The following is an 18,886-nucleotide window of genomic DNA, read 5'->3' as shown; positions in this document are numbered from 1 at the left end:
AACAGCCCAATGACCGAATTATCCAAATCCATAAAAACTATTTTTCTTGTCTTCTTCTTCTTGATGATGGCAGGTATGGGCTGGTCACAGCAGAGCAATACCTCTTATAAAAGAAGAGTTCTAGAAGCTAGTGAAGTTGACTTGTTGTTCAGTTATTACAATCAGGATGGGCAAAATGCAGCCGTTACCGGTGGTGAGGGCACGGAGGAGTTGACCGATGCCACTTCGAGCATTGTGTTGCGCATGCCTATGAACGAAGACGATATCTTAACGGTCGATGTGGGTCTTTCTGCCTATACTTCAGCATCTTCCAGTAACGTCAATCCTTTGGATGGCGGCGTGGATGTGAGCCCGTTTGATGCCTCTTCGGGCGAATCGCGCAAGGATGTGCTGGCTTATATCAACCCAACTTACGAGCACAGTTCTGATGACCGTAATACCATTTGGAGCGCCAATGGCTATTTTTCATCCGAGTACGATTATGTTTCGATTGGATTTGGTGGCAGTTTTACCAAATTGTTCAATGAAAAGAATACGGAAATCACCCTAAGCGGTCGTGTATTTTTGGATAAATGGAATTCGCAATACCCGATAGAGCTGCGAAACGGTTTTTTTGATGATCGCATCACTGGAAATGGGACTTATCAACCCATTTTTTCGGAATTTGAAAATGAAAACAGAAACTCCTATTCACTTTCACTGAGTTTCAGCCAAATATTGACGCCGAAATTGCAGGGAGCCCTATTTATGGATGTAGTTTCGCAGAATGGTCTGTTGAGCACGCCCTTCCAGCGCGTCTATTTTTCGGATTTTGAGGATTTTTTTATCGATGAGTTCCAATTGGCAGACAATGTGGAGCAATTGCCCGAAAGCCGTTTCAAACTACCCGTGGGTGGGCGATTGAACTATTATCTGAACGATTTGGTGATATTGCGCTCCTACTACCGTTTTTACTGGGACGATTGGGGAGTTCAGTCACACACAGCGAGTTTGGAGGCGCCGATTAAGCTTACGGATAAGTTTACGCTGTTTCCCACCTATCGATACTATACCCAAACAGCTGCCGATTATTTCTATCCCAAGGAAGAGGCCTTGTCTACCTTCGAGTTTTATACGTCCGATTACGATTTGTCCGACTATGATGCGCATCAATATGGAATGGGAGTACAGTACAAGGACATTTTTACCAGCGCCCGGGTGCTCAGCTTTGGGTTAAAGACCATCAACCTGCGCTTTAGTCAATACGACCGTAGCGATGGTCTCAATGCCTTTATCGTTACCTTGGGGACTACTTTTGTTGGTAACTGATACCTAGGATTTAAAAAATAATCCAACGAAAAAATCGTAAATTCGCATTCCTATTAGGAGGATTGATTTATGCTAGACAAACTCAACATTGTAAAACAACGTTTTGATGAGGTTTCGGACCTGATCATACAACCCGATATTATTGCGGACCAAAAACGGTACGTAAAACTCAACAAAGAATATAAGGACCTTAAAGTACTCAGCGAAAAGCGGGATGAGTACATTACCCTTACCAATAATATTCAAGAGGCCGAAGAAATCATTGCCGATGGCAGCGATGCTGAAATGGTGGAAATGGCCAAAATGCAATTGGACGAGGCAAAAAGCGCCCTGCCCCAATTGGAGGAGGAAATCAAATTCCTTTTGATTCCCAAAGATCCTGAAGATGCCAAGAACGTGGTTATGGAAATCCGTGCAGGTACGGGCGGAGACGAAGCCAGTATTTTTGCCGGAGACCTATTCCGCATGTACACCAAGTACTGTGAATCCAAAGGGTGGAAGACCAATGTAATCGATTTGAGCGAAGGAACCAGTGGTGGTTATAAGGAAATCCATTTCGAGGTGAATGGGGAGGATGTGTACGGTACGCTCAAGTTTGAGGCGGGCGTACACCGTGTGCAACGCGTGCCACAGACCGAAACCCAAGGTAGGGTGCACACCAGCGCCGCTACCGTAATGGTAATTCCAGAAGCGGAAGAATTTGATGTGCAAATAGACCCCAAAGATGTTCGGATTGATTATTTCTGTTCGTCCGGACCGGGTGGGCAGTCGGTGAACACTACGTACTCGGCGGTGCGATTGACGCATGAACCAACAGGGATTGTTGCGCAATGTCAGGATGAAAAATCACAGCACAAAAACAAGGATAAAGCCTTTAAGGTACTTCGTGCCCGTTTGTACGACATGGAATTGGCCAAAAAGCAGGCCGAAGATGCAGCAAAGCGGAATTCCCAGGTAAGCAGTGGCGACCGTTCGGCCAAAATCCGTACCTACAATTATCCGCAGGGTAGGGTAACCGACCACCGAATCGGGCTTACGCTCTACGATTTGCAGAATATCATCAATGGGGATATCCAAAAAATCATTGATGAGCTGATGTTGGTAGAGAACACCGAAAAACTCAAGGAAGCTTCCGAGATATTCTAATGTATTAAAACCAAGAACGGTCGAGAAACCACCAAAATGAAGATAACAGATTTAATTGCCCAAATACGTCAAAAAAAATCGTTTCTCTGTGTTGGCCTCGATACTGACTTGGATAAAATCCCGAAGCATCTGCTGGGGGAGGAAGACCCCATTTTTGCGTTCAATAAGGCCATTATTGATGCTACGCACTCCTATTGTGTGGCCTATAAGCCCAATATCGCTTTTTATGAAGCCTATGGGTTGGAAGGATGGAAATCCTTGGAACGGACCATGGCGTATATCAATGCAAACCACCCAGAAATCTTTACCATTGCCGATGCAAAACGAGGGGATATCGGGAATACTTCTACCCGCTATGCCAAAGCATTTTTTGATACCATGGATTTTGATTCCATCACCATTGCACCTTACATGGGCAAAGACTCGGTGGAACCTTTTCTGGCATTTGAGGATAGGCATACCATTTTATTGGCATTGACTTCTAACCAGGGGGCTTTTGATTTTCAGACCAAAAATTTGGATGGACAGGAACTCTACAAAGAAGTATTGTCTGTCTCTAAAACGTACAAAGGCGCTGAGCGATTAATGTATGTGGTGGGGGCCACCAAAGCCGATTATTTGGCGGATATCAGAAAAATTGTTCCAGAAAGTTTCTTGTTGGTGCCCGGAGTGGGAGCGCAAGGAGGTAGTTTGCAAGAAGTCTGCAAGTACGGAATCACCAAAGATGTTGGATTATTGGTGAATTCATCCAGAGGCATTATTTATGCGTCAACAGGACACGACTTTGCTGAAATCGCTGCAAAAAAGGCACAGGAAATCCAGCAGCAAATGGAAATTGAACTGAGCAAGTTGAGATAGCCCTCAAACTAAAGACTTTCCAATACTTTTTTGATGCCCTGCGCTTTTCTTTTAAAGAATTCGCCCAATTGAGAATCCTTACCGGAAACACTGGCAGCCTTTTCCATAAAATTGTTGTGCATCACTTCCAAAACGGAGGTGGCATGACTTAAACCGGTGATGGGCGTTACCGTTCCTACTTTACAATACTGATTATTCATAGCTCTTAAGATTTGTTACTTCCAAAGATACGTTCAAATCGGGCTTGTGGACTATGGGTGAAGACGCTATACAGCTATAAATCAGGTAATTTATCTAAAATTTAACGAATCGGCCTTAATCCTATCGAAGGCATTACATTGGGTTAGGATAAAATTAACGTACCTTTAAAAGGAGTCGAATAATTACTAGGGCATCCTTATGTTTAGATCACTGGTCATTTTAGCGTTGTTTTTGTCAACACTGATGACTGCCCAAAACTCGGATAGTTGTCCCTGTTGTACCGAAAATCATAGGGCTTTTGATTTTTGGATAGGGGAATGGGAGGTCGTTAACGCCCAAGATGGTTCTCCAGCCGGAACGAGTCGTATCTCAAAAGAAGAAAACGGTTGTGTTATCCGTGAACATTGGACCAGTGCTAAAGCGGGGTATACTGGAACGAGTCTCAATTTTTATAATGTTGAAAGGGATATGTGGGAACAGACGTGGGTAGATAATACCGGTGCAGTGCTGAAATTAAGCGGAAACCGAAAAGGAAATAAAATGATTTTGTCCTCAGATGAGTTTACCAAAGCTGACGGGAAAACCTATACAAACAGAATTACATGGACAAACAACCCGGATGGAACAGTGAGGCAATTATGGGAGGTACTTGACGAAAAAGGAGCGGTCTCCGTTGCTTTTGATGGCCTGTATCGTCCGATGCAGAAAACAAAAAACCGGTGATGGTACACCGGTTTTTAAACTAACTAACTCAAAAAAATGCTAACTCAGATAACTTGTACAAAATTCAAGTTTAACCTTCAGCTCAAGGTTAATTTAACTTTAGGGTTTTGTTATAATTATTCTTGAATCTTGAAATTATAACGCTTTAGTTTTAAAGTTATTACATTTTTCTGAAAAAATTATGATTAATCTTGTAGAGCGAACACTTTTTTTAACAAATCTGTTGTTCTGGACGAAACTTTTGTCCTAATTTCCTTTTCTTCCACCGCTATCATAGCATAAACACCTTCCAGCGCTTCATTGGTGGTGTAGTCCGTTAGGTCGGGGTTTACATCATTGGTTAAGGGTAGGTTATTGTATTTGGTGATGATGTTGCTCCAAATCTGGTCTGCACCTACTTTTTGGAACGATTGCTTGATAATGGGATTGAATTTATTGTACAACTGGGATTTAGTGGCCTGCTGCAAATATTGGGTGGCGGCATTATCGTTCCCCAGTAGAATTTGCCTGGCGTCGTTGAACGTGATGCCTTTTACAGCCTCTATAAAAATCGGGGTCGCCTCCCCAACGGCATCCTCTGCGGCCCTGTTGATGATGCGCAGCCCCTCGTCGGCCAAACTCGACAATCCAATATCACGTAGCGTTTTGTCTACCTTTTGCAATTCTTCGGGGAGCAAGATTTTTACCAGTTCGTTCTTAAAAAACCCGTTTTCCAGGGCCAATTTATTGACCTGTTTGTCAATGCCCATATTCAAGGCTTCCCGCAGACCTTGGGCTATCTGTTCGTTGCCAATGCCCGATGTTCCTTGGGGCAATTGGTTCACGACCTGTTGCAGTTCGGCGCAGCTCATTAGCAGCAGCACAACGGCACTTAGGATTATTTTCTTCATGGTTTTGTGTTTAAAATTGATATGAAAATAGGTGTAATGCTCCATAAATCGATGATTTATGAAGCATTTTAGATGAACTTCTTCCTTGGGAAAACCAAGCGTTGTGTTTCCTTAGCCCATTTTTAGGACCCAGAGAGCGTTTTTGGCTTGCCGTTCAGCATGATTTCGAGGTCCGCTCCTTCATCAATCGTAAACGTTGTTTCTTTTTGGCTGACGTTCACTTTAATGACTCTGTTCCTAAAATTGATTTTAAAGGAATAGGACTCCCACTGTTGCGGTATTTGTGGTGTGAAGCACAAGGTTCCATTCTGGATGCGCATTCCGCCAAAGCCTTCCACAATACTCATCCAAGTACCCGCCATGGAAGTGATGTGCAGCCCTTCTTCCACCTCTTTATTGTAGTCGTCCAAATCTAAACGTGAAGTGCGCAGATAAAAAGTATACGCTTGCTCCATTCTGCCTAGCTTTGCTGCCTGTATGGCATGTACGCAGGGCGACAGGGAGGATTCATGAACCGTAAATGATTCATAAAAATCAAAATGTTTCTCCAGCTCGGCATCGGTAAAATGGTCCTCAAAAAAGTAAAAGCCCTGCAAGGTATCAGCCTGTTTAATATATGGCGAACGAAGGATGCGGTCCCAGCTCCAATGTTGGTTGATGGGTCGTTCTTTTTTGTCCAAATCGGCCACCCGCACCAAATCCTTGTCCAAGAAGCCATCTTGTTGCAGGTATACGCCATGTTCCTCTGAATATGGGAAGTACATATGGGCCGCAATTTTTTTCCAAAGTCCGGTTTCGTCATTGCTTAATTGGGTTTTGTCCATGACCCTCTTGTAATCGGATGGGTAGTTTTGTTGTACCTGCTCCAATTGCTCCAAAGCATATTCCAAGCACCATTTGGCCAGATAGTTGGTGTACCAGTTATTATTGACGTTGTTTTCGTACTCATTGGGTCCTGTTACACCTAGCATCACGTACTTTTTGCGATGTTCGGACCAGTTGACGCGCTGTTGCCAAAAACGTGCAATACCTATCAAAACCTCCAGTCCCATTTCGGGAATGTAGCTTTGGTCGTTGGTGAAACGTGTGTAGTTAAAAATGGCGTAGGCAATGGCACCGTTTCTATGGATTTCCTCAAAGGTGATTTCCCATTCGTTGTGGCACTCTTCGCCGTTCATCGTTACCATGGGATAAAGAGCTGCCCCCTTGGTAAAGCCCAGTTTTTCCGCATTTTCAATGGCCTTTTCCAAATGATTGTAGCGGTACTTAAGCAATTTACGGGCAACCTCCTGATTTTTGGTGGCCATGTAAAACGGCAGGCAGTACGCCTCGGTATCCCAATAGGTGCTACCGCCATATTTTTCGCCCGTAAACCCTTTGGGTCCAATATTCAAACGGGAATCGGTACCGGTATAGGTTTGGTTTAACTGGAAAATATTGAAACGGATACCTTGTTGTGCCTTAATGTCACCTTCAATGGTGATATCGCTCATTTCCCAAACTTCGGCCCATGCTTTCTTTTGGGCGTCCAGAAGCCCTTTAAACCCTAGCTTGGAGGCTGCATCAAGAACATGGTTGGCCGCTTCGGTCAGTTTTTGGGCATCATGGTTTCTATCTACCGTATACCCTCCAAATTTGACCAAACTTACGCCCTCTCCCTTTTTTACGTTTTGGGAAAACTCAAACCCAATCGAAAGCTCTCCCTTATGCACTTGGTCAGGAGTTGTTTTGGTATGCTCTCCATACACCAAGTGGGCCTGCATAAAAGTGCACACATTAAAATGGGTTTTCATGGTGTGCGATTCCACAAACGCTCGGTTTTTTTCCGATGTAATCTGTGTGGTGTTCCAAAATTTATCGTCCCAGTTGCTGTCCTCGTTGGTGATGCCAGCGTCCAGATAAGGCTTAAAGGTGATGTCGGCATCGGTGTTCAACGGCGTTACCTCATAGTGTATCGCCCCCATTTCATCATGGGAAAGACTTAAAAATCGGGTGGCTACCACTTTGATTTCAACATCATTGGCCGTAGTGGCTTCAAAATCCCTTCGGTACCAACCTTCCTTCATGTTGAGTTCCCGCCTAAAGTTTTTTACGTTTTTGCACTTGGCCAAATCCAACGGCTCACCATCGATCAGGACATCAATACCGATCCAATTGGGAGCGTTCAATACCTTGGCAAAATATTCGGGATAGCCATTTTTCCACCACCCAACGCGGGTTTTGTCAGGATAATAGACCCCTCCGATATAGCTCCCTTGGAATGTGGGGCCGGAATAGGATTCTTCAAAATTGGCACGTTGTCCCATGGCGCCATTTCCGATACTGAAAAGACTTTCCGAAGATTTAACACGTTCCTTGTCGAAACCTTCTTCGATGAGACTCCATGCATTCGGTTGTATATAATCTTGATTCATGTAAGAATTTGGTGTTAATTGTTGATATTAAGATACATAATCTTTGATTCGATTATGAAAAAATAACGGTTTTGTTATTGTAGACCATTGTTTTGCGGGCTACGTGAAGCTGCACCGCACGGGAAAGGACAATACGTTCCAAATCCCTGCCCTTGGCGATAAAATCCTTGACGGAATGGGTGTGCGAAACGGCCGTAACATCCTGCTCAATAATGGGTCCTTCGTCCAAGTCTTCCGTTACGTAATGACTGGTGGCGCCAATGATTTTTACCCCTCGCTCAAATGCAGCGTGGTAGGGTTTAGCGCCCGCAAAGGCCGGTAAGAACGAATGGTGAATATTAATGATTTTTTGCGGAAAAACGTCAATCACCTTTGGTGATACAATTTGCATGTATCTGGCCAAAACGATAAAGTCTGCTCCATATTCAGCCAACAATTCCAATTGTTTATCCTCAGCTTCGGCTTTGTTTTCCTTGGTCACTGGAACGTGAAAATACGGAATGTCGAATTGATGGGCCACATATTCCAAATCCCTGTGGTTGCTCAAAATAAAGGGAACTTCTACGGCTAGCTCCCCAGAATTATATCGGCTGAGCAAATCATAAAGGCAATGGTTGTATTTGGAAACGAAAATGGCCATTTTTGGTTTGTACCCATCCGTGTAGGCGTCCCATTCCATTTGAAAACGTGTTGCCAGTTCTTGACCAAAATCTTCCTTGAATTGAGTCAGGTCGATGTTTTGTTCGAACTCGCTTTTCAAACGCATAAAAAATACCCCGGCCTGTTTGTCCACATGTTGGTCCAAATACACTACATTTCCTTGTTGTTGATGGACAAAGGTGGTCACCGAACGAATGATTCCCGATTGGTCGGGACAATGAATGAGAATGGTCAGCTTCATGGGCTAGGTTTGAGGGGGTAAAATTATGGTATTCAAAAAAGGAAGCCCAAACATTTACTATTTTTTGTACAATCTTAATCAAAATCAATTTTCAATTGCATTTTCCGTAAATTGCAGAGCAAAATTACATCCTTTATTAACGATGGAACAAATTAAAGCCTACACACCCAAACATAAAATACGCATTGTAACCGCAGCTTCCCTGTTCGATGGCCACGATGCAGCCATCAATATCATGCGACGAATTATACAGGCCACTGGAGTCGAAGTGATTCATTTGGGGCATGATAGAAGCGTTTCCGAAGTGGTCGATTGTGCCATTCAGGAGGATGCCAATGCCATTGCGATGACCTCTTATCAAGGAGGGCACAATGAGTATTTTAGGTACATGTTCGATTTGTTGAAGGAACGGGGTGCAGGCCATATCAAAATATTTGGTGGCGGAGGCGGAGTTATACTTCCGGAAGAAATCAAGGAATTGATGGAGTATGGCATTGAGCGCATTTATTCGCCCGATGATGGAAGGGAAATGGGTCTTCAGGGAATGATCAATGATTTGGTGGAACGTTGCGATACTGCTGTCCCAGATTTGACCTTCCCAAAGGGAAGAAGTCTGGAGCAGGAATTGTCCGCCAAGCATCCCAACACCCTGGCGCGCCTGATTTCCTTGGCAGAAAATCGTCATGATGCCTTTGAGCAGTTTGCATCAACCATCCAAAAAGAACAGGGCAATGTTCCTGTACTTGGGATTACGGGTACTGGAGGTGCTGGAAAATCCAGTCTGGTGGACGAATTGGTCCGAAGGTTTTTGATGGATTTCCCCGACAAGCATATTGGTATTGTTTCCGTAGATCCTTCCAAACGAAAAACAGGAGGTGCACTTTTGGGCGACCGTATTCGTATGAACGCGATCAATAACGAGCGGGTGTACATGCGATCGTTGGCGACCCGACAGTCCAATTTGGCCCTTTCCAAGCATGTGTCCGAAGCGGTGCAGGTGCTCAAGGCGGCAAAATACGACCTTATTATCTTGGAAACCTCGGGCATAGGGCAGTCCGATACCGAAATTTTGGAGCACAGCGATGTATCCCTGTATGTGATGACGCCCGAGTTTGGTGCGGCAACCCAATTGGAAAAAATTGATATGCTGGATTTTGCGGACATCGTTGCCATCAACAAGTTTGATAAAAGGGGCGCTTTGGATGCCCTCCGTGATGTAAAAAAGCAATATGCCCGTAACCATGGATTATGGCATGCCAATGAGGATGAGCTTCCCATTTTCGGGACCATCGCTTCGCAGTTCAACGACCCCGGTATGAACAGTCTTTACAAAAAGGTGATGGATACCTTGGTGGAAAAGGTAGGTGCCCAACTGCAGTCCACTCTCGAGGTGACCCAAGAAATGACCGAAAAGATCTATGTGATTCCGCCGGCGCGGACCAGATATCTGTCGGAAATAGCGGAAAACAATAGAAATTATGACGCTAAGGCCAGGGAGGAATCCAAAACTGCGCAAAAGCTTTATGGGGTATTTATGACCCTGTCCTCCGTTTTGGGAATGGAGCAAGAGCAGGCGGAGGAAGCTTTCTTGGATAAATCGGGATTGAACGAGGAAAACATTAAATCCCATCTCAAAAATGACGAATCTAAAGAACTGGTCAATCTTTTGATCAAGGAATTTGATCGCATCAAAATGCACTTGAACCCACTGTACTGGGAGGCCATCATCAAGTGGCGGGAAAAGGTGAGCCGTTATGCGGCCGAGGTGTATTCCTTTAAGGTGCGGGACAAAGAAGTCAAAATTAAAACCCATACCGAATCCCTTTCGCATAGTCAAATCCCTAAAGTTGCCTTGCCCAAATACAAGGCGTGGGGCGATATTTTGCTATGGATCTTACAAGAGAACGTACCGGGTGAATTTCCCTACACCGCTGGACTGTATCCGTTTAAACGGGAGGGAGAAGACCCCACCCGAATGTTTGCTGGAGAGGGTGGACCGGAACGGACCAATCGCCGATTTCACTACGTGAGCATGGATATGCCCGCCAAACGGTTATCCACAGCATTTGATTCAGTGACGCTCTACGGGAACGACCCAGACCACAGACCGGATATTTACGGAAAAATTGGAAATGCAGGGGTGAGCATTTGCTGTTTGGATGATGCCAAGAAACTATATTCCGGATTTGACCTGAGCAGTCCAATGACTTCGGTGAGTATGACCATTAATGGTCCAGCACCCATGTTGCTGGCCTTTTTTATGAATGCTGCGATTGACCAAAATTGTGAAAAATACATCAAGGAACACGGATTAGAGAACGAGGTCCAGAAAAAAATAAAGTCGATTTTTAAGGCGAAGGATGCAGAAGCACCCTCCTATTATGGAGAGTTGCCCCAAGGGAACGACGGTCTGGGGTTGATGCTTTTGGGCGTTACTGGGGACCAAGTGCTGCCCAAGGAGGTGTACGAAGATATCAAGGCCAAGACCTTGAACCAGGTTAGAGGAACGGTTCAGGCTGATATTTTGAAGGAGGACCAAGCGCAGAACACTTGTATTTTCTCTACGGAGTTTGCCTTAAGGTTAATGGGGGATGTGCAGGAGTATTTCATCGAGCAACAGGTACGTAATTTTTATTCCGTTTCCATTTCAGGATACCACATTGCCGAAGCAGGTGCCAATCCCATAACGCAATTGGCGTTTACGCTGTCCAACGGTTTTACCTATGTGGAATATTATTTGAGCAGGGGAATGGACATCAACAAGTTTGGACCCAATCTTTCCTTTTTCTTTTCGAACGGGGTGGATCCCGAATATGCGGTTATCGGTCGGGTGGCGCGACGTATTTGGTCCAAAGCCCTCAAGGAAAAGTACGGTGCCAATCCTAGGGCACAGATGCTCAAATACCACATCCAAACCTCGGGAAGAAGTTTGCATGCCCAAGAAATCGATTTCAACGATATCCGAACCACACTCCAAGCATTGTACGCCATCTACGATAATTGCAACTCCTTGCATACCAATGCGTATGACGAGGCCATCACTACCCCCACGGAGGAATCTGTCCGCAGGGCCATGGCCATTCAATTGATCATCAACAAGGAATTGGGCTTGGCCAAAAACGAAAACCCGATTCAAGGCTCGTTTATCATTGAGGAATTGACCGATTTGGTCGAGGAGGCTGTACTGATGGAATTTGATAGGATTACGGAACGCGGTGGTGTTTTGGGAGCTATGGAAACTATGTACCAACGTTCCAAAATCCAAGAAGAAAGTTTGCATTATGAGACGTTGAAGCATTCTGGGGAATACCCCATCATTGGGGTCAATACCTTTTTGAGTTCCAAAGGCTCACCGACCATTCTGCCAGCAGAAGTGATTCGGGCTACGGAAACCGAAAAGCAAAATCAAATCAAGACACTGGAAAACCTGCACAAACGGGAAGGCAGCGAAGCCGAAAAACAATTGAAAGAGCTGCAAGAGGTGGCCATCAACAATGAAAATATCTTTGAAAAATTAATGGAGGCAGCCAAATATTGTTCGTTGGGACAGATCACGGAAGGCTTGTTCCAAGTAGGGGGTCAATACCGAAGAAATATGTAGAGACGATCAATCGTTTTTATGGATGGAGGGATTTCCTCCATTTTTTAAAGTACACCCTAAAGATGCGGATCTCTTTTCTAAGGAGATTGAGGTATTCCTTTTCTTTGACCCCATCCCTTTCCAATCCGTTGCAATAGGCCAAGATGTTTCGGGTCATGATGTTCACGTAAGAAAGACTTTTCATCCGAACGGAAGGACAGCTGCTCAGTGCGGCCTGTTCCACTTCTTTCGTAATGAGGTCGGCATCGGCCAACAGTGAGCGGGAAATATCGTCCCGAAAGGAGTCGATTTTGCGAAAGGATAGAATTTCCCGGTTTTGGGTAAAGTAAGCAGCGACCGCTTCGCTCATATCACGAAGGGCCAAAGATCTACGATATACACCTAAGGAGTTTAGAGAATTTCTCTCCATTTTTCAAAGCAATTTAGTATCCTAAAATTACGCACGATTTAAATTTTCTTACTTTTGTTAATAAAGCTAAAGTTTGATTTTACTTTTGAAAGCAAAATAATACAGCTCAATTACTTTAAAAATGAAGATAGATGATTTGAATTGGCAAATACTACATCATTTGCAGCAGAATGCAAGGGAATCGTTTGCCAATATTGGGAGAAAAGTAGGGCTTACGCCACCAGCGGTTGCGGAGCGGGTCAAAAAAATGGAAGATTTGGGCATTGTAGAAGGTTACCGTGCCAACATCTCATATGTGGAGGCCGGATATCAGTTCAAGGCCATCATCATGCTGCGTGCCTTTATGGGAAAGCTCAAACCCTTTTTGGATAAGGTAAAAACATTTCAGGAGGTCGTAAATTGCTACAGGATCACGGGTAACGAAAATATCATCATGGAGGTGGTGTTGCGGGATCAGTCGCACCTGGAAAAATTTATTGATGAGCTTATCGTCTATGGGGAGTGCCGCACCCATATTGTGCTATCCAATGTTGTTGGGAATGCCCCCATCAAAAAAAGCAAATCAGTGAAGTAGATGTCATTTTAATTTGATAATTTCAGAGTAAACTTTGGCCAGATTTTTGTTATGATAAGAATTATGAGAAAAGCATATCTGTTACCGCTCCTGACTATTTTTTGCTCCGTTCACGTTTTTTCGCAACAAATAGTGCTTCGAAAAGGGGAGATTATCGAAAACCTTCCCGTGAACGATTCCACCCAAAACACCTATTCATTATATCTCCCAAAGGATTTTACCAAAGATAAAAAGTGGCCGCTCCTTTTGTTGGCCGATTTGGAGGGGAATGATGAAAAGGTGATTTCCATGTTTTTGAACGCTGCAGAAGAGGAGGGGTATGTTTTGGCGGCTCCAAAGCTATATGACAGTATTTCGCTGACCAATAAAATGGTATTGATAGGCAATACCATCCAGCGGGTCGGTGATATGTTGCCCATTCATACGGACCGTATCTACACTGGTGGTGAGGATTCTAGCGGTCGTTTTGCCACGCTGGCACCCGTATTGCTCAATGGGGTAAATGGTTCTTTGGCCATTGGAGCATCACTGGCCAATAGCGAATTGATCAATGTGAAAAAACCGTTTCACTTTGTGGGTATTATAAGTAAGGAAAACTATAATTACCCTTATATGCTCACGGATTCCAAGCTCTTGGATCGCTTAAAGTTTCCCAATCAGGTGTTGATCTACGACGGCAACGGCGAATGGCCAAGTACCGCCTATATCCGGAAGGGTCTCCAATTATTCACCTTGGATGCCATGGGCAGAAAGTGGATACCCAAGGATTCCATGTACGTTGAAAATGCGTACAAGGAGGACTTGGAAAAGGTCAATCAACTTATTAGAATTGGCGATTTCTTATGGGCGGAGCAGTACATGACCGAGATGATGTCCATGTACGGTGCCCTTAAAAACACGGATTCCTTGAGGTCTGTCCAGCGGGATTTGAGACGCGACAAGGAGTATAGGGTAATGCAAAGAGCCGAAAACGCGGCCTTTTTGCAGGAATCCATTCTAAAGGAGGATTACCAATATTATATGGAGGATGATATGTACACCCATAATTTCAATAATTTGGGATGGTGGAACTACCAAATGGGAGAGATCGGGAAGTTTATAGCCAGTGCGAAACCTTTTGAGAGGCAAATGGGACATCGATTAAGAGGTTACGTGAACGCCTTGGCCGAAGACAGTATTACCCTTGTGCTGGCGGAGGAAGTGGTGGATGAGGACGCGCTCGCTTTTTTATACATGTTGAAAACCATCTTGGATCCCGAGGATACCGAGTATTATTTTAAGATCATTTCGTTGAGCGCCAAAAATGATGATTTTGGTACTTCGCTGTTCTACTTGGAGGAACTATTGAAAAAAGGCTACAAGGATCGCGAAAAAATATACAGTTTGGAGGATACGGCGCTCCTGCGTATCACTCCAGAATTTAATGAATTGGTTTCCAAATACTTGGAAGATGCCAGGTACGACATTAAGATAGAGGACAATTAAGGTGCTTCTGACCTAATCCTTTGTTTGTGCGGGATAAGCTGTATTTTTGCACAAATACTTCAAGATGAAATATGCAGTCTTACTTTTGGCGATTGGCTTGGTGGCCTGTGGTAGAGGTAAAAAGTACCACGACGAGGAAGACACAGTTACCGCCACATCTGATTTGGTAGCAGAAATCTTGGAATACCAAAAACAGCAGAACGAAAATTTCAAAGACCCCGATTCTTCTCCCTTACCCGATAAATACCGAAAGGATTTTGAGAGTTTGGACTTCTTTGAGCCCGATACCTCTTACATTGTAAAGGCCAGGTTTGAAAGAACTCCTGATGCCGAACCTTTTTTGATGCCAACAACAACAGATAGGCAGACTCAGGAAGTTGTCTACGGCATTGCCCATTTTTCGTTGAACGGTAAAGCGCATCAACTGGAAGTGTACCAGAGTTTGGGCCTGCTGGGCGATGAGGAATTTGAGGATTACCTTTTTTTGCCTTTTTTGGATGAGACCAACGGTGAGGAAACCTACGGTGGTGGCAGGTACATCGACCTTTCCATTCCCGATGGGGATACCCTAGTGATTGATTTTAACCGAGCGTACAATCCCTATTGTGTGTACAACAAAAAGTTCTCCTGCCCTCTAGTGCCAAGGCAAAATTATTTGAGAACTGAGGTGAGAGCAGGAGAGAAAAACTTTTTGATGGAATGATTATCTATTCGTCAGGAATACCTCAGAATAGCTGACCATTATAAAGAAATAAAGAAAGATAATTTGTAAAAATCGTTGGGAGCAAACCGCTCATCTTCATCGGCCAAGTTTCCTCCGAAGGAAAATCTCAACCCAGCGTTTCCTTTTTGAAACTGTACATAAGGCCCTAGCCAAACGTAGCCGTCTGCTCTGTCGAGTTCTCCACCACCATTGATTTGACCACCGGAGAGGAACAGCTCTTCAAAATGACCTCCCACGGAGAAAAAATCCGTCACCTTGAGACCAAGGTTTGCCCAATAGTGTACATAGTTGTTTGTGGCCTCACCCGTCGCAGTCTTATCGCTCAAAGCTCCGTAATAACCAAAGTAAAATTGGCCTTCGAGCAGGTCGGTTCCTAAATTAACAGTAAGGTTAGGAACAATACCATCTCCAATGATACCTGGCTGTGCGGCGCCGCTGGACAAAAGGCTTCCCATAGTAAAACCTAATTGGGGATTAATGTCAAATGCCCCAATGGTCTTGTTGTATCCAACGCCAAACTCGGTCCACTGCCCCCATGCGGAGCCTGTACCTGCACCCCATTGAATGCCATAAAACGTAAGGGCATCTGTATCGCTCAAGGAATAGGAAAGAGCCATCATGGGATTAAAGCCAAAAAAGGCATCGTGATTTAGCGTTAGGCTTGCGCTAAGTTTGTCGTCACTGCTAGGAGCATCTTGGGCTACACCTTTGGAAATAAAGGCAACACCAGCGAACAACATCGATAAAATAAACTGTTTCTTTTGCATGATTTCTAAGTTTAAAAGGATTAATAATGGTTTGTGCCGCCAAAGGGCACGTTTGTGATAACCCCTTCATTATAAATGAATAGGCAAAAGTTGATTTACTGTATGATTACGGGTGGAAGGTCTCCAGTTGTTCACAAATAGTATTGTCAGTTCTCGGAACAAACTATTTTTAGTATTTTGGAAGAAGATTGCCACTTTCATAATCATATAGTTGTAATGCCTGTAAAAGGGTTTTTAAACAAATTGATTGAGTTAAACACGAAAGAGGTTGTCTGACGGAGCGTTTGGCAGAACGCTCCGTTCCTCTTTATAGCAATAGTTAGTGTTGGTTCATTCGGAAATCGGCATAGGCATCCATCCCATGCTCGTGAATATCGAGTCCGTCGAGTTCTTCTTCTCTTGAAACCCGGAGTCCAGCTGTTTTTTTAATGGCAAAAAGAATGATAAACGCGGTACTGGAACAAAAGGCGGCCGCAGCACCTATACCAGCTAATTGGACCAAAAATTGGTCAAAACCGGCTTTGCCCCCAAAAAGTCCAACGGCCAAAGTCCCCCAAATACCGCAGATAAGGTGTACCGTAACAGCACCCACGGGATCATCAAGCTTCAAACGGTCAATTAGGGCAACCCCAAAAACAATGATGACTCCCGCAATAAGACCAATGATGACTGCTTCATTGGGTGACATTTGATCGGCGCCTGCGGTAATCCCCACAAGTCCTCCAAGTATGCCGTTCAAAAACATCGTTAAGTCATAGTTTTTATAAAGCAATGTGGACGTAATAAATGCGGATACGCCTCCAGCTGCCGCAGCAAGGGAAGTGGTAACCAATACCAAAGATGTTAAGGCTGGATCGGCCGATAGTACCGAACCACCGTTAAAACCGAACCATCCGAGCCATAGGATAAGAACCCCTGCGGTCGCTAGCGGTAAATTATGCCCAGGAATTGCATTTGTGCTTCCATCCTCTCCGAACTTTCCGATACGACCGCCCAAAAGAAAAATGGCAATCAAGGCACCCCAGCCTCCCACGGAATGGACCAGCGTAGAACCTGCGAAATCATAGAATCCTTCGGCTTCCCCATAAGAGAGCGAAGAAAGGAAACCACCTCCCCATTGCCAAGATCCAACGATAGGATACACCAAGCCTACATACACTAGGGTGAACAGCATAAAGCCACCCAATTTCACCCTTTCTGCAACGGCACCGGACACAATGGTGGCAGCAGTGGCAGCGAACATACCTTGAAAGAGAAAGTCGGTCCACCAAGTGTATCCACCATCGGCATACGCTGGGGTCATACCATTTTCCGGAGCTCCAATGCCAAAACCAGCAAACTTCAAAAATCCGGTATCCCCGTCTTCAAAGCCTGGATACATCAGGTTGAATCCACCAATATAATATAGGAGTAGTCCCACACATATAATGAATACGTTTTTGAACAAAATATTTACGGTGTTTTTCTGTCTGGTGAGTCCTATTTCCAAAAAAGAGAATCCAAGGTGCATAAAGAATACTAGTCCTGCACAAATCATCATCCATACATTGTTTGCGGTAAATAATCCTGCTTCCATAAGCTTTTGCTATTTTTTTGATTGATAATTAGTTGATTCCAGCGCTTCCGCTTTCCTTGGTTCTGATCCTGTAGGCCTCGATAACATCGGAAACGAAGATTTTTCCATCACCCACATTACCGGTGCTGGCGGTATCCAATAAAGTGTTCACGGTTTTTTCCAGAAAGTCATCGCTGACCACGATAACCAAATACCTTCGTTGTATATCTGAGGTGCTGTAGGAGATACCTCGATACACATGTCCTTGTTTTTCGTTTCCAACCCCCGTTACATCCCAGTAACTAAAGAAGTTGACCTCAATTTGATGCAGGGCCTTTTTGACCTCGTCAAATTTGGATTTTCTAATTATTGCCTCGACTTTTTTCATGATAAAGAAATTAATTGTCGCGTCAAATATATGGGATAATAGAGGAGACTATGAAAAAGAAGAGGGTATTGCGAAGATTTTTATGGGTATAAAAAAAACACCCCTATAATTTTAGGGGTATTTAATTTTATAACTTATTTTCTTAGCTATTTGTTGATTTTTATTTAACACAAAACAATCAGAAATGAGTTTTTTGCATCAAACGGAAGAAATGAATTGATTTTGTTCAATTTTTAACAAATTTTTACTGTAAAAATGTAATCTGTAACTATTACAGTTGTTTGGATAGCCAAAGCCCCAGAACTACGGCCAATACACCTATAATGATGCTGGAAGCCATGTAAATGGCAAAAGGTAGTAGGTCGCCATTTTTTAAAAGGGAATGCTTTTCAAAAGCAAATGCGGAAAAAGTGGTGAAGCCTCCACAAAATCCCGTGGCTAAAAAAATAGTGTTGTTATAGGATAGCAAGTTGCCTTTGGCAGATAACCCCAAGAATAGTCCAATGAGGAAACAACCAACAACGTTTACCAAGAAGGTGCCCAGAAAAAAATTTTGGAATACGGGATTAAGGGATTTTGAGATGAGATAGCGCAATACGCTTCCAAATCCCCCGCCCAAAAAAACGAGTAAGGCCTGTTTCATGCCTTAAAAGTACAAACTAAACCGCTTCTTTGTACTCGGTCTCTAAAGCCTCTCGGGGGAAAAGTTTGGTAGTAGAGGTCGTTGAAATCCGCTGAATTGGTTTTGTAAATCTTTCTTTTGCTCCGTTGACGCTGAAAATCAACAGAATGGCATTAATTGCAAGCAAAACGAACAGAATACTAAAAAAAACAGTCATTTAGGTTAGGTGCTAAATTAGTGTTAAACAAAAGTACGGTTTTTCCTATAAGAACGAAATGGAACGGTCACTATTGTTGCAAAACCGTTCATTTTTGTGGTTA

General features: G+C 43.9%; 17 protein-coding genes. 8 read left to right on the top strand and 9 right to left on the bottom strand.

Going from position 1 to position 18,886, the window contains the following annotated elements; genetic code table 11:
- Positions 1 to 9: 9 nt before the first annotated feature.
- The 3 genes from GGE08_RS07470 (at position 10) to pyrF (ending at position 3,312) form a co-directional block, all read left to right on the top strand.
- The gene (locus GGE08_RS07470; RefSeq protein WP_179384271.1) at positions 10 to 1,308 is read left to right on the top strand and encodes a DUF3570 domain-containing protein; all 1,299 of its coding nucleotides are present in this window, start codon (positions 10 to 12) and stop codon (positions 1,306 to 1,308) included.
- A gap of 69 nt (positions 1,309 to 1,377) precedes the next feature.
- On the top strand, positions 1,378 to 2,454 hold the full coding sequence (prfA, locus tag GGE08_RS07465; protein ID WP_179384270.1) for a peptide chain release factor 1: 1,077 nt from the start codon (positions 1,378 to 1,380) through the stop codon (positions 2,452 to 2,454).
- Between the two features lie 36 nt (positions 2,455 to 2,490).
- A complete protein-coding gene (pyrF, locus tag GGE08_RS07460; protein ID WP_179384269.1) occupies positions 2,491 to 3,312 on the top strand; it encodes an orotidine-5'-phosphate decarboxylase in 822 nt (273 codons plus the stop codon).
- An 8-nt stretch (positions 3,313 to 3,320) separates the two neighbouring features.
- Here the strand turns inward: pyrF and GGE08_RS07455 are convergent, their stop codons facing one another.
- On the bottom strand, positions 3,321 to 3,512 hold the full coding sequence (locus GGE08_RS07455; RefSeq protein WP_179384268.1) for a hypothetical protein: 192 nt from the start codon (positions 3,510 to 3,512) through the stop codon (positions 3,321 to 3,323).
- 244 nt (positions 3,513 to 3,756) lie between these two features.
- On the opposite strand from GGE08_RS07455, the gene GGE08_RS07450 reads away from it, so the two are divergent.
- Positions 3,757 to 4,236, top strand: coding sequence for a hypothetical protein (locus GGE08_RS07450; RefSeq protein ID WP_179384267.1), 480 nt, complete (start codon positions 3,757 to 3,759; stop codon positions 4,234 to 4,236).
- A 185-nt stretch (positions 4,237 to 4,421) separates the two neighbouring features.
- Here GGE08_RS07450 and GGE08_RS07445 read toward each other — a convergent pair whose 3' ends face one another.
- The 3 genes from GGE08_RS07445 to purU form a co-directional block, all read right to left on the bottom strand.
- Complete coding sequence (locus GGE08_RS07445; RefSeq protein WP_179384266.1) at positions 4,422 to 5,126, bottom strand: DUF4197 domain-containing protein; 705 nt, start codon at positions 5,124 to 5,126, stop codon at positions 4,422 to 4,424.
- A 122-nt stretch (positions 5,127 to 5,248) separates the two neighbouring features.
- Positions 5,249 to 7,540, bottom strand: coding sequence for a glycoside hydrolase family 65 protein (locus tag GGE08_RS07440; protein ID WP_179384265.1), 2,292 nt, complete (start codon positions 7,538 to 7,540; stop codon positions 5,249 to 5,251).
- A gap of 52 nt (positions 7,541 to 7,592) precedes the next feature.
- Entirely contained in the window at positions 7,593 to 8,441 is an 849-nt protein-coding gene (purU, locus tag GGE08_RS07435; protein ID WP_179384264.1) for a formyltetrahydrofolate deformylase, read from the bottom strand.
- 142 nt (positions 8,442 to 8,583) lie between these two features.
- Here purU and GGE08_RS07430 point away from each other — a divergent pair, with 142 nt between their 5' ends.
- Positions 8,584 to 12,042, top strand: a complete 3,459-nt coding sequence (locus tag GGE08_RS07430) for a methylmalonyl-CoA mutase family protein (protein ID WP_179384263.1) — start codon at positions 8,584 to 8,586, stop codon at positions 12,040 to 12,042.
- Between the two features lie 16 nt (positions 12,043 to 12,058).
- Here the strand turns inward: GGE08_RS07430 and GGE08_RS07425 are convergent, their stop codons facing one another.
- Complete coding sequence (locus GGE08_RS07425; RefSeq protein WP_179384262.1) at positions 12,059 to 12,451, bottom strand: hypothetical protein; 393 nt, start codon at positions 12,449 to 12,451, stop codon at positions 12,059 to 12,061.
- 121 nt (positions 12,452 to 12,572) lie between these two features.
- Between GGE08_RS07425 and GGE08_RS07420 the strand changes: the two genes are divergently transcribed.
- The 3 genes from GGE08_RS07420 (at position 12,573) to GGE08_RS07410 (ending at position 15,213) form a co-directional block, all read left to right on the top strand.
- Entirely contained in the window at positions 12,573 to 13,025 is a 453-nt protein-coding gene (locus tag GGE08_RS07420) for an Lrp/AsnC family transcriptional regulator (RefSeq protein ID WP_179384261.1), read from the top strand.
- A 63-nt stretch (positions 13,026 to 13,088) separates the two neighbouring features.
- Positions 13,089 to 14,510, top strand: a complete 1,422-nt coding sequence (locus GGE08_RS07415; RefSeq protein ID WP_179384260.1) for an alpha/beta hydrolase — start codon at positions 13,089 to 13,091, stop codon at positions 14,508 to 14,510.
- A gap of 64 nt (positions 14,511 to 14,574) precedes the next feature.
- A complete protein-coding gene (locus GGE08_RS07410; RefSeq protein WP_179384259.1) occupies positions 14,575 to 15,213 on the top strand; it encodes a DUF1684 domain-containing protein in 639 nt (212 codons plus the stop codon).
- 38 nt (positions 15,214 to 15,251) lie between these two features.
- Here the strand turns inward: GGE08_RS07410 and GGE08_RS07405 are convergent, their stop codons facing one another.
- From GGE08_RS07405 to crcB, 4 genes are all read right to left on the bottom strand, one after another.
- Positions 15,252 to 16,001 (bottom strand): DUF6733 family protein, encoded by a 750-nt coding sequence (locus GGE08_RS07405; protein ID WP_218847511.1) that lies wholly within the window; start codon positions 15,999 to 16,001, stop codon positions 15,252 to 15,254.
- Between the two features lie 319 nt (positions 16,002 to 16,320).
- A complete protein-coding gene (locus GGE08_RS07400; RefSeq protein WP_179384258.1) occupies positions 16,321 to 17,577 on the bottom strand; it encodes an ammonium transporter in 1,257 nt (418 codons plus the stop codon).
- A gap of 28 nt (positions 17,578 to 17,605) precedes the next feature.
- Entirely contained in the window at positions 17,606 to 17,944 is a 339-nt protein-coding gene (locus GGE08_RS07395) for a P-II family nitrogen regulator (protein ID WP_179384257.1), read from the bottom strand.
- 271 nt (positions 17,945 to 18,215) lie between these two features.
- Complete coding sequence (gene crcB, locus GGE08_RS07390) at positions 18,216 to 18,587, bottom strand: fluoride efflux transporter CrcB (protein ID WP_179384256.1); 372 nt, start codon at positions 18,585 to 18,587, stop codon at positions 18,216 to 18,218.
- Positions 18,588 to 18,886: the final 299 nt, after the last annotated feature.

Origin of the sequence: Allomuricauda sp. ARW1Y1 (genome assembly GCF_013407935.1) — a bacterium.
In the GTDB taxonomy this organism is placed as follows: Bacteria; Bacteroidota; Bacteroidia; order Flavobacteriales; family Flavobacteriaceae; genus Flagellimonas.
This window is presented reverse-complemented; position numbering and strand designations above follow the sequence as displayed.